General features: G+C 67.4%; 16 protein-coding genes and 1 pseudogene. 16 read left to right on the forward strand and 1 reads right to left on the reverse strand.

What is annotated here, in order from left to right:
* The 16 genes from coxB to B3547_RS11850 form a co-directional block, all read left to right on the forward strand.
* Window positions 1-864 (forward strand): cytochrome c oxidase subunit II (coxB, locus tag B3547_RS11775; RefSeq protein ID WP_292963327.1); only part of this gene is annotated, 864 nt, incomplete at its 5' end.
* Between the two features lie 22 nt (window positions 865-886).
* Complete coding sequence (gene ctaD, locus B3547_RS11780; protein ID WP_125953843.1) at window positions 887-2,578, forward strand: cytochrome c oxidase subunit I; 1,692 nt, start codon at window positions 887-889, stop codon at window positions 2,576-2,578.
* A 125-nt stretch (window positions 2,579-2,703) separates the two neighbouring features.
* The gene (locus B3547_RS11785; protein WP_292963330.1) at window positions 2,704-3,615 is read left to right on the forward strand and encodes a hypothetical protein; all 912 of its coding nucleotides are present in this window, start codon (window positions 2,704-2,706) and stop codon (window positions 3,613-3,615) included.
* Window positions 3,616-3,682: 67 nt separating this feature from the next.
* Window positions 3,683-4,600 (forward strand): heme o synthase, encoded by a 918-nt coding sequence (locus B3547_RS11790; RefSeq protein WP_124810917.1) that lies wholly within the window; start codon window positions 3,683-3,685, stop codon window positions 4,598-4,600.
* Window positions 4,597-4,761, forward strand: coding sequence for a cytochrome oxidase small assembly protein (locus tag B3547_RS11795; protein ID WP_190287368.1), 165 nt, complete (start codon window positions 4,597-4,599; stop codon window positions 4,759-4,761). The genes B3547_RS11790 and B3547_RS11795 overlap by 4 nt, the downstream gene beginning before the upstream one ends.
* A gap of 2 nt (window positions 4,762-4,763) precedes the next feature.
* Window positions 4,764-5,339 (forward strand): cytochrome c oxidase assembly protein, encoded by a 576-nt coding sequence (locus B3547_RS11800; RefSeq protein ID WP_125953869.1) that lies wholly within the window; start codon window positions 4,764-4,766, stop codon window positions 5,337-5,339.
* 132 nt (window positions 5,340-5,471) lie between these two features.
* Entirely contained in the window at window positions 5,472-6,296 is an 825-nt protein-coding gene (locus tag B3547_RS11805; RefSeq protein ID WP_124810916.1) for a cytochrome c oxidase subunit 3, read from the forward strand.
* On the forward strand, window positions 6,296-6,670 hold the full coding sequence (locus tag B3547_RS11810) for a DUF983 domain-containing protein (protein ID WP_124810915.1): 375 nt from the start codon (window positions 6,296-6,298) through the stop codon (window positions 6,668-6,670). The genes B3547_RS11805 and B3547_RS11810 overlap by 1 nt, the downstream gene beginning before the upstream one ends.
* Window positions 6,667-7,260, forward strand: coding sequence for an SURF1 family protein (locus tag B3547_RS11815; protein WP_292963336.1), 594 nt, complete (start codon window positions 6,667-6,669; stop codon window positions 7,258-7,260). The genes B3547_RS11810 and B3547_RS11815 overlap by 4 nt, the downstream gene beginning before the upstream one ends.
* A gap of 35 nt (window positions 7,261-7,295) precedes the next feature.
* On the forward strand, window positions 7,296-8,717 hold the full coding sequence (gene thrC / locus B3547_RS11820) for a threonine synthase (protein WP_292963338.1): 1,422 nt from the start codon (window positions 7,296-7,298) through the stop codon (window positions 8,715-8,717).
* A gap of 18 nt (window positions 8,718-8,735) precedes the next feature.
* On the forward strand, window positions 8,736-9,629 hold the full coding sequence (locus B3547_RS11825; protein WP_125953840.1) for a class I SAM-dependent methyltransferase: 894 nt from the start codon (window positions 8,736-8,738) through the stop codon (window positions 9,627-9,629).
* A gap of 195 nt (window positions 9,630-9,824) precedes the next feature.
* Window positions 9,825-10,199 (forward strand): dihydroneopterin aldolase, encoded by a 375-nt coding sequence (locus B3547_RS11830; protein WP_124810912.1) that lies wholly within the window; start codon window positions 9,825-9,827, stop codon window positions 10,197-10,199.
* Window positions 10,196-10,972, forward strand: a complete 777-nt coding sequence (locus tag B3547_RS11835; RefSeq protein WP_125953839.1) for an SDR family oxidoreductase — start codon at window positions 10,196-10,198, stop codon at window positions 10,970-10,972. Before B3547_RS11830 ends, B3547_RS11835 begins: the two co-directional genes overlap by 4 nt.
* On the forward strand, window positions 10,969-11,985 hold the full coding sequence (gene moaA, locus B3547_RS11840; RefSeq protein WP_125953838.1) for a GTP 3',8-cyclase MoaA: 1,017 nt from the start codon (window positions 10,969-10,971) through the stop codon (window positions 11,983-11,985). Before B3547_RS11835 ends, moaA begins: the two co-directional genes overlap by 4 nt.
* 2 nt (window positions 11,986-11,987) lie before the next feature.
* Entirely contained in the window at window positions 11,988-12,227 is a 240-nt protein-coding gene (locus B3547_RS11845) for a MoaD/ThiS family protein (RefSeq protein WP_125953837.1), read from the forward strand.
* Between the two features lies 1 nt (window position 12,228).
* Window positions 12,229-12,669: a molybdenum cofactor biosynthesis protein MoaE gene (locus B3547_RS11850; protein WP_125953836.1), complete on the forward strand. Its 441-nt coding sequence runs from the start codon at window positions 12,229-12,231 to the stop codon at window positions 12,667-12,669.
* Here the strand turns inward: B3547_RS11850 and B3547_RS11855 are convergent.
* A pseudogene (locus B3547_RS11855) lies at window positions 12,670-12,928 on the reverse strand (hypothetical protein); the annotation flags it as partial.

Below are 12,928 nucleotides of genomic sequence, written 5' to 3' on the forward strand. Positions count from 1 at the left end.
CAGCCGGCCGCCAAGGCCGACGCCGGTGCCGAAAAGAGCAGCTACGTTCCGGCCAAGCCCACGCCGGGCAAGGGCCAGCCAGTTGCCGGCGCGCTGTCCTTCCAGGACCAGTATTCGATCACGGGCCAGCAGGCGCTGCGCATGTACGATTACGTGCTGATGCCGATCATCACCGTGATCACCCTCTTCGTGCTGGTGCTGCTGCTGTTCGTGATGGCGCGCTTCCGCCGCGGCGCCAATCCGGTCGCGTCGAAGACCAGCCACAACACGCTGATCGAAGTGATCTGGACCCTGCTGCCGGTGCTCATCCTGGTGGTCATCGCCGTGCCGTCGATCCGCCTTCTCGCCGCGCAGTACACGCCGGCGCCGAAGAACGCGCTCACGGTCAAGGCCACGGGCTACCAGTGGTACTGGGGCTATACCTATCCCGATAACGGCGGCTTCGAAGTGATCTCGAACATGCTGCCGGACGAGGAAGCGCTGAAGCGTGGCGAGCCGCCGCAGCTTGGTGCCGATGCGCGCATGGTCGTGCCCTATGGCGAACCGATCCGCATGCAGACGGTGGGCGCTGACGTGATCCACTCGTTCGCCGTGCCCTCGCTGTGGTTCAAGCTGGACGCGGTGCCGGGCCGGATCAACGAGAAGGAACTCTTCATCAAGGAACCGGGCGTGTACTACGGCCAGTGTTCCGAACTCTGCGGCGTTCGCCACGGCTACATGCCGATCGTGGTCGAAGCCGTCAGCCGGCCGCAGTTCGAAGCCTGGGTGAAGGCTCAGGGCGGCACCGCCGCTCCGGCCGCCGCCGCTCCCGCCGCGGATGCGTCCGCTCCCGCTGCCGACGCTTCCGCGTCGCCGGCCGCGTAATTCAGGAAAGGGGTAGACCGTCATGGCCACCATTCCCGCAGACCACGAAGGGTTCGATGCGCATCACCACCACGATGCGCACGATCACGATCACAAGCCGAGCTTCTTCGCTCGCTGGTTCATGTCCACCAACCACAAGGACATCGGCACGCTCTACCTGATCTTCGCGATCTTCGCGGGCATCGTAGGCGGCGCCGTGTCGGGCATCATGCGCGCCGAACTGGCCCAGCCGGGCATCCAGTATCTCGGTGCCGTCGCCAGCTTCCTGGGCGAAAAGAATCCCAGCTTCGACCAGCAGCTCCACCTGTGGAACGTGCTGATCACCGCGCACGGCCTGATCATGGTGTTCTTCATGGTCATGCCGGCGATCATCGGCGGCTTCGGCAACTGGTTCGTTCCGATCATGATCGGCGCGCCGGACATGGCCTTCCCGCGCATGAACAACATCTCGTTCTGGCTGACCTTCGTCGGTTTCTGCTCGCTGATGTTCTCGGCCTTCGTGCCGGGGGGCGTTGGCAACGGCGCGGGCACCGGCTGGACGGTCTATGCCCCGCTCTCGACCTCGGGCTCTGTCGGGCCGGCCGTCGATTTCGCGATCTTCTCGCTGCACCTTGCGGGCGCGGGTTCGATTCTGGGCGCGATCAACTTCATCACCACCATCTTCAACATGCGCGCGCCGGGCATGACCCTGCACAAGATGCCGCTGTTCGTGTGGTCGGTGCTGGTCACCGCGTTCCTGCTGCTGCTGTCGCTGCCGGTTCTCGCCGCCGCGATCACCATGCTGCTGACGGACCGCAACTTCGGCACGACGTTCTTCGATCCCGCCGGCGGCGGTGATCCGATCCTGTACCAGCACCTGTTCTGGTTCTTCGGGCACCCCGAAGTGTACATCATGATCCTGCCGGGCTTCGGCATCATCAGCCAGATCATCTCGACCTTCTCGAAGAAGCCGGTGTTCGGCTATCTCGGTATGGCTTACGCCATGGTCGCGATCGGCGTTGTCGGCTTCATCGTGTGGGCGCACCACATGTACACCACCGGCCTCGACGTGAACACGAAGATGTACTTCACCGCGGCGACCATGGTCATCGCGGTGCCCACGGGCATCAAGATCTTCTCGTGGATCGCGACGATGTGGGGCGGCAGCCTCGAATTCAAGTCGCCGATGGTCTGGGCGATCGGCTTCATCTTCCTGTTCACCCTGGGCGGCGTGACCGGCGTGGTGCTGGCCAACGGCGGCATCGACGATAACCTCCAGGATACCTACTACGTGGTGGCGCACTTCCACTACGTGCTGTCGCTGGGCGCAGTCACCTCGCTCTTCGCCGGGTTCTATTACTGGTTCCCGAAGATGAGCGGCCGGATGCACTCCGAATTCCTGGCGCACCTGCAGTTCTGGGTGTTCTTCGTCGGCGTGAACCTGATCTTCTTCCCGATGCACTTCCTGGGCGCGAACGGCATGCCGCGTCGCTACCCCGACTATGCTCCGGCGTTCGAACACTGGAACAAGGTCGCCACCGACGGCTACATGATCATGTCGGTCAGCATCGTGATCTTCCTGATCAACATCGCCTACGCCTTCCTGGCCGGCAAGAAGGCCGAAGCCAACTACTGGGGCGAAGGCGCGACGACGCTGGAATGGACCCTGTCCAGCCCGCCGCCGTTCCACCAGTTCGAAACCCTGCCGGTGATCGACGCCAAGGCGGCGCACTGATCGGCGGTTTCGCCTGAACCATGACAAGAGGCTCCGGAGCGATCCGGGGCCTCTTTTCTTTTGCGCTGGCCTTTTTCACGCGGCGTGGGATTATAACTTTCGTTGCGGCAATCGGGGGCAAGGCGATGCGGCGGATCGGGTATGCGGTGGCAGGCGTTCTTGCGGCGGGGTTCGCGCTTCCGGTACCCGCCCGCGCGGCGATGACGCGGACGGAGGCGATGCAGCTCTATGCCGCCGGCGGGTTTCCGATCAGCGCGAACGGCGATCACCCGACCAACCGCTGCGGCGCGGCCGCCAGTCCGCGCATCACCTTTGTCGACATGAACGCCGACGGGCGCAAGGAAGCGCTCTTCATCGATGCCGGCCCTTGCTACAAGCCCGACGGGCGCTGGTACGCGATCGCCACGCAGGCGCCGGATGGCCGGTGGCGCCGCATTCTGGAAGGGCAGGGCACCGTTGCCACCACCGGCACCGCATTCGGCGGCTGGTTCGTGCTGTCCACCACCAGCGGTGGGCGGACCGGGCAACTGCGCTTCGATGGCACGGTCTATCGTCCGGCCGAGATGGTCACCGCCGGAGCGCCGCCCCGGCCTCAGGCGGCACCGCGCGGTCCGGTGACCGGCGACGCCGCGATCTTCGCCGCCGCCGGCTTCCGGCAGGTGCGCGGGCGCTGGGAAAGCGGTTGCAACGATGGCAACGACGATGGTGCGACCTACGAACCCGGCCGGATCGACCAGCGCCGCGATCTCAACGGCGATGGCCGCCCCGATGCGGTGATCGTGGAAGGCGGGCTGTTCTGCTATGGCAATACCGGGGCCGCCTTCTGGATCGTGGCCGGGCAGGCGAACGGCGGCTGGAAGCTGATAGCGAACGAGGTCGGCATCCCCGATTTCAAGGCGGCCCGTGGGGTCGGTGGCTGGCCGGACATCGAGGTCGGCGGCCCCGGCTTCTGCTTTCCGGTGATCCGCTGGAATGGGACGATCTATGCCCGCAACCGCCTAGAGTACGACGGCAAGCCCTGCAAGCCACCGCGCTGACGCGCGGGTGGCGCATTGTTCTCACCGGCTTTCCCTTCCGCGCGCGCGGGACTATAGCGCGCGCACGATGGATGCCGCCAAGACCCTGACGCTGCCTGCCGACTGGCGGGATTTCTTCGCGCTGACCAAGCCGCGCGTGATGACGCTGGTGATCTTCACCGGCCTGTGCGGCCTGCTCGCCGCGCCGGGGGACATCCATCCCGTGCTGGGTTTCACCGCGATCCTGTGCATCGCCGTGGGCGCGGGCGGGGCCGCCGCGCTCAACCAGTGGTGGGAAGCGGATATCGACGCGGGGATGAAGCGCACGCGCGAACGGCCTTTGCCGGCCGGGCGCATGGATCGCGAATCCGCGCGCGATTTCGGCTTCGCGCTGGCCGGTGCCTCGGTCATGGTCATGGGGCTGGCCAACGGCTGGCTGGCGGCGGCGATCCTGGCGGTGTCGATCTTCTACTATGCGTGGATCTACACCGTCTGGCTCAAGCCGCGCACGCCGCAGAACATCGTCATCGGCGGCGGGGCGGGGGCCTTTCCGCCGCTGATCGGCTGGGTGGCGGTCACGGGCCATGTCACGCTGATGCCGGTGCTGCTGTTCCTGATCATCTTCTTCTGGACGCCGCCGCATTTCTGGGCGCTCGCGCTGTTCGTGCAGACGGACTACGCCAAGGTCGGCATTCCGATGATGCCGGTAGTGGCGGGCGAAAAGGCCACGCGCCGCCAGATCCTGGCCTATGCCGTGTTCCTGCTGCCGCTGACGCTGGTGCCATGGTTCATCGGCGGCACGGGGCTGGTCTATGGCCTGTCGGCGCTGGTGCTGGGGCTGGTGTTCGTGGCGCTCTCGGTCCGCGTCGGCCTGCGCACCAGCGTGCCGGACGATGGCATGAAACCCGAAAAGCGCCTGTTCGGCTATTCAGTGCTCTATCTCTTCGTGCTTTTTGCGATGCTGGTTGCCGATCGCATCGCCACGGTGCAAGGCTGGCAAGCATGAACCCCAATGACGATCACCTGAGTCCCGCCGAAAGCGAAGCCTATCGCGCGCGGCAGCGTGCCCGCAGCAAGGTGCTGGGCCTGATCCTTGGCGCGCTGGCGGTGCTGTTCTTCGCGATCACGATCGTGAAGATGAGCGTCCACGCATCGGGGCAGATGTAAGCGTGGCCACCGCGACGCAAGGCCGCGGCAGCAACCGCAAGGTCGCGCTGATCGCGGCGGGCGGGGCGCTGGCGATGCTGGGGCTGGGCTATGCCTCGGTCCCGCTCTACCGCCTGTTCTGCCAGGCGACCGGTTTCAACGGCACCACGCAGCGCTCCACCGCCGCGCAGGCCGATTCGGTCAAGGTCACCGCGCGGCCCGTCCGCGTGCGCTTCGATGCCAACGTGGCCAGCGGGATGCCGTGGCAGTTCCGGCCGGAACAGGTGACGCAGGACGGGCGCATCGGCGAACGCAAGATGGCGTTCTTCATCGCGAAGAACACTTCCGCCCACCCGATCATCGGGCGTGCCACGTTCAACGTCACGCCCGAACAGACCGGCGCCTATTTCCACAAGATCCAGTGCTTCTGCTTCAACGAACAGCGGCTGGAACCGGGTCAGGAAGTGCGGATGCCGGTGATCTACTATGTCGATCCGGCGATGCTGGACGATGCCAACGCCAAGGATATCGGCGAAATCACGCTGAGCTATACCTTCCACGAGGCGGCCGGGACCGCGCCCGTGCCGGCGGCGAAGTAGGGTGGTGGCGCTAAGTCGGGAAAGGGGCCGAAAGCCACTGGACCGCGCCGTTCGCTGGCGATAAAGGCCGAAATTGAGTTGCGTCTGGATCATGTCCGGATGCCATGAGAAATTTGGGGGAATCAGACCATCATGGCTGGCGCTAAGAACCACGATTACCACATTCTGCCGCCGGATATCTGGCCGCTCACCGGCGCGCTTTCGGCGCTGACCATGACCAGCGGCGGCGTGCTTTTCATGCACAGCCTGCCCGGTGGCAAGGCGGTGATGCTGCTGGGCCTCCTGGGCGTTCTCCTCACGATGTTCTCGTGGTGGGGCAAGGTCATCAAGGAAGCGCACGCGGGCGATCACACCCCGGTGGTGCAGCTGCACCAGCGCTACGGCATGATCCTGTTCATCGCTTCGGAAGTGATGTTCTTCGTCGGCTGGTTCTGGGCCTTCTTCGATTTCTCGCTGTTCCCGTCGACCATCAACGTCGACGTGATCGGTGGCCAGTGGCCGCCCAAGGCGATCGAGGCGGTGATGGACCCGTTCGATCTGCCGCTGCTGAACACGCTGATCCTGCTGTGCTCGGGCTGCACGCTCACCTGGGGCCACCACGCGCTGATCCACGGTGATCGCGATGGCCTGAAGAAGGGCCTGTGGGCCACGATCCTGCTGGGCCTGCTGTTCAGCTCGATCCAGGCTTACGAATACGCGCACGCGCCGTTCGCCTTCGGCAAGAACACCTATGGTTCGGCCTTCTACATGGCCACCGGGTTCCACGGCTTCCACGTCATCGTCGGCACGATCTTCCTGATCGTCTGCCAGGTGCGCGCCTACAAGGGCGATTTCACCCCTCGCCAGCACTTCGGTTTCGAAGCGGCCGCGTGGTACTGGCACTTCGTTGACGTGGTGTGGCTGTTCCTGTTCGTCGCGATCTACGTCTGGGGCGGTTGGGGTTACCCGACCCACTGATGCCGCATCCGGCCGATCAGGCGGAATCGAAAGGGCAGTCCGGAATTCTCCGGGCTGCCCTTTCCGCATCCTGCCCCCGCTGTGGCGCGCGCACGCTGTTCGCCGGGCCGGCGACGTTCGCCCCGCGCTGCCGCGCCTGCGGGCAGGATTTCGCCAGCCATGAATTGCAGGGGCGCCAGCTCTACCCGGTGATGCTGCCGGTCACGGTGCTGCTGATCCTGGTGGCACTGCGGCTGGACGATATGGTGCGCTTTCCGGTCTGGGTGCTGGCGCTGGTCTGGCCCCTGCTGGCGGCCGGCGTGGTCACGCTGGCGCTGCGCGTGGCCAAGGCGGCGCGGCTGGTGCGCCGCTTGCGCCGGGAGGGCGGCGCATGATCCGCCGCATCCCCATCGTGCCCACGCTGGTCGTGCTGGCGGCGGTCGCCACGATGATCGGGCTGGGCGTGTGGCAATTGCAGCGCCGGGCGTGGAAGGAAGCGCTGATCGCGCGCTACGCCGCGGTGCGCGTGGATAGCGCCGAGGTGCCGTGGCCGCGCGATCCGCAGGCGATCGAAGCCGCGCTGTATCGCCGCAGCACGGTGTGGTGTGACCAGGTGCTGGCCACCACCGCCATCGCCGGCCGCAGCGCGCGGGGGGAACAGGGCGTGGCGCAAGTTGCCACCTGCCGCATCGACGGCGGCGGGCAGGTCGATGTCGCGCTGGGGTGGGCGTTGCAACCAGCGCCGGTATCGTGGACGGGCGGCAAGGTCAGCGGCATCGTCGCCTCCGGCGCGGGGCACAGCGCGCGCCTGATCGCCGATCCGCCGCAGGCCGGGCTGGCGCCTTTGGCGCGTCCGGACCCGCGCGACATTCCCAACAACCACCTGGCCTATGCCGTGCAGTGGTTCCTTTTCGCCACGGTCGCGGCGGTAATCTATGCCCTTGCGCTTGCGAAGCGGCTTGCCGGGCCGGGCCGGCGCGGCTAACCGCGCCGCAAGCCGGGGCATGTAAGGATTCTGCCATGAAGTACATAAGCACGCGCGGCAACGCGCCCGCGCTCGACTTCCAGGGCGCCACCCTGGCGGGCCTCGCGTCCGATGGCGGGCTTTACGTGCCGGAAACCTGGCCGACCTTCACCGAGGCGGAAATCGCCGCCATGGCCGGGCTGCCCTATGCCGAACTGGCGGCGCGGGTGATGCAGCCCTTCGTCGGCGATTGCCTCACGCCGGAGCGGTTGCTGGAGCTGTGCCGGCAGGCCTATGGCCGTTTTGCCCATGTCGCGGTCACGCCGCTCAAGCAACTTGATGAAAAGCAGTGGGTGCTGGAACTGTTCCATGGCCCCACGCTGGCGTTCAAGGACGTGGCGCTGCAACTGCTGGGGCTGCTGTTCGAGGAGTTCCTCAGCCGCCCGAAGGCCGATGGCGGCGATCAACATATCACCATCGTCGGCGCCACCTCGGGCGATACCGGTTCCGCCGCGATCGACGCGGTGGCGGGCCGCGCCGGGGTCGATATCTTCATGCTGCATCCGCACGGCCGGGTCAGCGACGTGCAGCGCCGGCAGATGACCACGGTGCTGGCGCCGAACGTCTACAACATCGCCATCGACGGCAGCTTCGACGATGCGCAGGCGATGGTGAAGCGCATGTTCAACGATGCCGCGATGACCGGCCGCTTCGCGATCAGCGCGGTCAACTCGATCAACTGGGCGCGCCTGATGGCGCAGGTGGTGTACTACTTCGCCGCCGCGCTCCAGCTTGGCGCGCCGCAGCGCAAGGTGGCCTTCAGCGTGCCGACCGGCAATTTCGGCGATGTCTTCGCCGGCTATGTCGCGGCGAAGATGGGCCTGCCGATCGAGCGGCTGATCGTCGCCACCAACGTCAACGACATCCTGCACCGCGCGCTTTCGAGCGGGGATTATTCGGCCAGCACCGTTACGCCCACCGCCGCCCCTTCCATGGACATCCAGGTTTCGTCGAACTTCGAACGCCTGCTGTTCGATGCCGCCGGGCGCGATGGCGCCGCGCTGGCCGCGCAGATGAAGGGCTTTGAAGCGACGAAGGCGATGCAGCTGACCAACACCCAGCGCGAAAGCATCGCCGCGCTGTTCACCAGCGCCCGCGCCGACGCCAACGACATGGCCCACGCGATGCGCTGGGCGCACGAGGCGACGGGTGAAGTGCTCGATCCGCACACCGCGATCGGCCTGCACGGTGCGCGCACGGCGCAGGGTATCCCCGCCGGGGTTCCCGTGGTGACGCTGGCGACCGCGCATCCGGCCAAATTCCGCGATGCGGTGGAGCGCGCCACGGGCGTCCGCCCCGCGCTGCCGACGCGGATGGGCGACCTGTTCGAGCGCGAGGAATCCTGCGCGCACCTGCCGGGCGATTACGATGCCGTCGCCGCGTGGATCGCCGAACGCGCCACGCCGCGCCACGGCTGACGGGACGCGGGAAAGCGCATGGCCCGGCTCGATTCCGCGCCCCGCCTGATGATCGGGCAGGGCTGGCCCGATTTCGGGCTGGTTGACAGCGGACACGGGCGCAAGCTGGAACGCTATGGGCGTTACCGCTTCATCCGGCCCGAACCGCAGGCGCTGTGGACGCCGCGCCAGGCCGACTGGACGGCGGACGGGGAGTTCGTCCCCGGTTCCGACGAGGACGGCGGCGGGCGCTGGATGTTCGACCGGCCGGTGCCGCGCGAAGGCTGGGACCTGACGCGGGGCGAAGTGCGCTTCACCGCCTCCTGCACGCCGTTCCGCCATCTTGGCTTCTTCCCCGATATGGCCCCGGTGTGGGATTGGATGGGGGACCGGCTGGAAGGCAAGTCCGACGCCTCCACGCTCAATCTGTTCGGCTATACCGGCGTGGGCACGCTGTCCCTGTCGGCGTTCGGGCCGGTCACGCACGTCGATGCCTCGAAGAAGTCGGTCGCGCAGGCGCGCGCCAATGCCGCGCTTTCGGGCATGGCCGAGCGGCCGGTGCGCTGGATCGTCGACGATGCCGCCAAGTTCGCCGCGCGCGAAGTGCGGCGCGGGCGGCGCTACGACGGGATCATCCTCGATCCGCCCAAGTTCGGCCGGGGGCCGGATGGCGAGGTCTGGCGGCTGGAAGAGAACCTGCCGGGCCTGATCGCCGATTGCCGGCACCTGCTCGATGCCGAAAGCCGCTTCCTGTTCCTGACGGTCTATGCGGTGCGGATGTCCTCGCTCGCCATCGCCGGCCTGCTGGCCGAAGCGCTGGCCGATCTGCCCGGCACGATCGAACACGGCGACCTCGCGATTCGCGAGGATGGCGACGACGGACGCCTGCTGCCGACCGCGATCTTCGCGCGGTGGAACCCGCAAGGCGCGTAACCGAGGCCGGCCTGATCTGGACGGCACCGTTCTCCATCGTCATTGCGAGGGGCAAAGCCCCGCAGCAATCCAGAGCGGCACGCGGGACTCTGGATTGCTTCGCTACGCTCCCAATGACGAAGCGGCGTAACACTGCCAGGGGCCGCCAGCGCGTAACGGTGGACTTTTCCCGCGCGCGCTGCCAAATGCCGCGCCGTGTCTGACAGCCTCATCCTCGAAGTCGCCAACATCGAAACCGACGTGCTCACCGGGATCTACTCGGAGGAGACCGGGCGGCCGCAGCCGCTGCGCATCTCCATCCAGGCCTGGCTGACGCCGCGCGACGGCTATTCGCCCGATTGCCCGCTATCGGCGAGCAAGAACTACATGGACCTCAAGTTCGCCGCCTCGGACGGGCTGCCCAAAGACGTCCATTTCAAGCTCATCGAGGCGGTGGCCGACCACATCTGCGAAACGCTGTTCCTGCAGGATACGCGGATCGAGCGGATCGCGGTGAAGATCGTCAAGCTGGCGATCAGCGAGAACGGCGAGGAAATCGGCATCACGCTCACGCGCGAGCGGCGCGGTTGAGCGAGGACGGACCAGCGCCAAGACCGCTTGCGCTGGTCACCGGCGGCTGGCGCAGGATCGGCGCCGCCATCGCGCGCAAGCTGGCATCTGCGGGGTGGGACCTGGCGCTCCACGCGCACCACGCCGGCTCGTTCGACACGGAATTTGCCGCCCAGCTCGAATGGATCGGCGCCCGCGTGGTGCCGCTGGCGGGCGATCTCGACGATCCGGCCTGCGCGGAACGGCTGCTGGCGGACTTGCGCGAACAGGCCGGGCGCGCGCCGCGTCTGCTGGTCAATTCGGCCTCGGTGTTCCACGACGACACCATCGCGACGATGACGCCTTCCGCGCTGGAGCATCATTTCCGCGTCAACCTGTTCGCGCCGATGCTGCTGACCCGCGCCTTTGTCGAGGCGCTGGGGGAAGGCGATGGCTCGGTGGTCAACATCCTCGACCAGCGCGTGGTGAACCCCGTGCCCGATCAGCTCAGCTACACGCTGTCGAAGCAGGCGCTGCACGCATCGGTGCGCACGCTGGCGCGTTCGCTGGCGCCGCGCGTGCGCGTGAACGGCGTGGCGCCGGGCCTGATCCTGCCCACGCAGGATTACGATGCCGAACAGTGGCGCCGGCTGGAAGAGATCATGCCGCTGCGCCGCCTGCCCGGCGCCGACGAGATCGCCGACGCGGTCCACTACCTGGCGACCGCCTCCTCGGTCACCGGACAGACTATTTTCGTCGATGCCGGCGCGAACCTTGAATCTTATCCGCGTGATTTCGTATACTTGGAAAAGTGAGCACGCCCGCACCTCTCCCCGCACCCCTGGTTGACCGCTTCGCGCGGAGGATCACCTACCTCCGGCTGTCGGTTACCGACCGGTGCGATCTGCGCTGCGCCTATTGCATGCCGGAGCGGATGGAGTTCCTGCCCCGGGCCGAAGTGCTGACGCTGGAGGAACTCCACCGGCTGGCGCTGACCTTCATCGCGCGCGGCGTCACCAAGCTGCGGCTGACGGGTGGCGAACCGCTGGTGCGGCGCGACATGATCGAGCTGGTCCGCGCGCTGGGGCGCAAGCTGGGAGACGGGTTGGAGGAGCTGACACTCACCACCAACGGCACGCGGCTGGCGGAATTCGCCGAGGATCTGGCGGCGGCGGGGGTGCGGCGCGTCAACGTCTCGCTCGATACCCGCGATCGCGCACTGTTCGAGAAGCTCGCCCGGCGCGACAGCCTGCCCCAGGTGCTGGAAGGCATCGCGGCGGCGAAGGCGGCGGGCCTCCGGGTCAAGCTCAACACCGTTGCGCTCAAGGGGCTCAACGAGGCGGAAATCCCCGATCTCGTCGCCTGGGCACACGGGCAGGGCCATGATCTCACGCTGATCGAGGTCATGCCGCTGGGCGAGGTCGAGGGAGACCGCTTCGATCACTACCTGCCGCTCGATTCGGTGCGCCGCGATCTGGCCGCGCGCTGGACCCTGACGGCGAGCGAGGCGCGCTCCGGCGGCCCGGCGCGCTATGTCGATATCGCCGAAACGGGCGGGCGGCTGGGCTTCATCACCCCACTGACCGGCAATTTCTGCGACGGCTGCAACCGCGTGCGGGTGACGGCCACTGGGCAGCTGTTCATGTGCCTGGGCGGCGAGGGCAAGGTGGACCTGCGCGCCGCGCTGCGTTCCCACGATCCCGATGCCGCGCTCGCGGTCGCCATGGCGCGCGCGATGGGCGAAAAGCCCGAACGCCACGGCTTCGTGATCGATCGCCCCGGCGCGCCGCCCGCGCTTTCGCGCCACATGTCGATGACCGGCGGCTGACCATGGCGGCGCGGCTGGTGTTTCTCGGGCGTCTGGAAGACGTGGCCGGCGCGGCGGAGCGCGCGGTCGCGCCCGGCCCGCTCGAGGCCATCCTGGCCACGCTCGATAAGGCGCTTGCCGTGGAGCTGCTGGGCGATCGCGTGCGGATCGCGCTCAACGGGCGGCTGCTGACCGACCACGGCGGGGTCACGCTGGCGGACGGCGACGAACTGGCCTTCCTGCCACCGGTTTCGGGCGGCTGACGTGGCCGAGATCGTCTTGCGCGAATCGGCGTTCGATCCCGCGGCGGAAATGGACGCCTTCATCGGCCGTCACGCACAGGCCGGCGGCGTCGTCAGTTTTCTCGGGCAAGTGCGCGGGGACGGCGGCGTGGAAGCGCTCGAACTGAAGCACTATCCGCCGATGACGCAGCCGGGCATGGCCGATCTCGCTGTCACGATCGAACGGCGCTGGCCGCTGGAGGGGCTGCTGTTGCTGCACCGCGTGGGCCTGATGGTGCCGGGCGATCCGATCGTGCTGGTCGCCGCCGCCGCGCGCCACCGGCGCGATGCTTTCGCCGCCGCCGATTTCGCGATGGACCACCTGAAAGGCGAAAGCTGGTTCTGGAAGCGCGAGAAGACCGCCGCCGGCTGGCGCTGGATCGAACCGCGCGCGCAGGACCACGCCGACCTGGCGCGCTGGTAGCTATCCGCGCACGCGGCCGCGCAGCGAATCGAGCGAGCGGTTCTCGGCCGCCAGCCAGCCATCCACTTCGTCGCGCACCTTGCGCACGGCCTTGAGGTCGGCATCGGGGCCGTCGACGGCGGCTTTGGTGGCTTCCACCAGCAGGGTGTCGAGATCAGCCAGCGGCAGCAGCAGGCTGGACCGCGCCGAATCGAGCGCTGCCAGCGCGCCCTGCGCTACCGACCAGTTCTCCGCGCCGGGCGCCGCGCCCGCCGCTTGC

It is taken from the genome of Novosphingobium sp. UBA1939, assembly GCF_002336885.1.
Taxonomy (GTDB): domain Bacteria; phylum Pseudomonadota; class Alphaproteobacteria; order Sphingomonadales; family Sphingomonadaceae; genus Novosphingobium.

Bases quoted from the DNA above. Each gene is read 5' to 3' on its own strand.
- ctaD (WP_125953843.1), top strand. From the start codon at position 887: ATGGCCACCATTCCCGCAGACCACGAAGGGTTCGATGCGCATCACCAC.
- B3547_RS11785 (WP_292963330.1), top strand. From the start codon at position 2,704: ATGCGGCGGATCGGGTATGCGGTGGCAGGCGTTCTTGCGGCGGGGTTC.
- B3547_RS11790 (WP_124810917.1), top strand. From the start codon at position 3,683: ATGGATGCCGCCAAGACCCTGACGCTGCCTGCCGACTGGCGGGATTTC.
- B3547_RS11795 (WP_190287368.1), top strand. From the start codon at position 4,597: ATGAACCCCAATGACGATCACCTGAGTCCCGCCGAAAGCGAAGCCTAT.
- B3547_RS11805 (WP_124810916.1), top strand. From the start codon at position 5,472: ATGGCTGGCGCTAAGAACCACGATTACCACATTCTGCCGCCGGATATC.
- B3547_RS11810 (WP_124810915.1), top strand. From the start codon at position 6,296: ATGCCGCATCCGGCCGATCAGGCGGAATCGAAAGGGCAGTCCGGAATT.
- B3547_RS11815 (WP_292963336.1), top strand. From the start codon at position 6,667: ATGATCCGCCGCATCCCCATCGTGCCCACGCTGGTCGTGCTGGCGGCG.
- thrC (WP_292963338.1), top strand. From the start codon at position 7,296: ATGAAGTACATAAGCACGCGCGGCAACGCGCCCGCGCTCGACTTCCAG.
- B3547_RS11825 (WP_125953840.1), top strand. From the start codon at position 8,736: ATGGCCCGGCTCGATTCCGCGCCCCGCCTGATGATCGGGCAGGGCTGG.
- B3547_RS11845 (WP_125953837.1), top strand. From the start codon at position 11,988: ATGGCGGCGCGGCTGGTGTTTCTCGGGCGTCTGGAAGACGTGGCCGGC.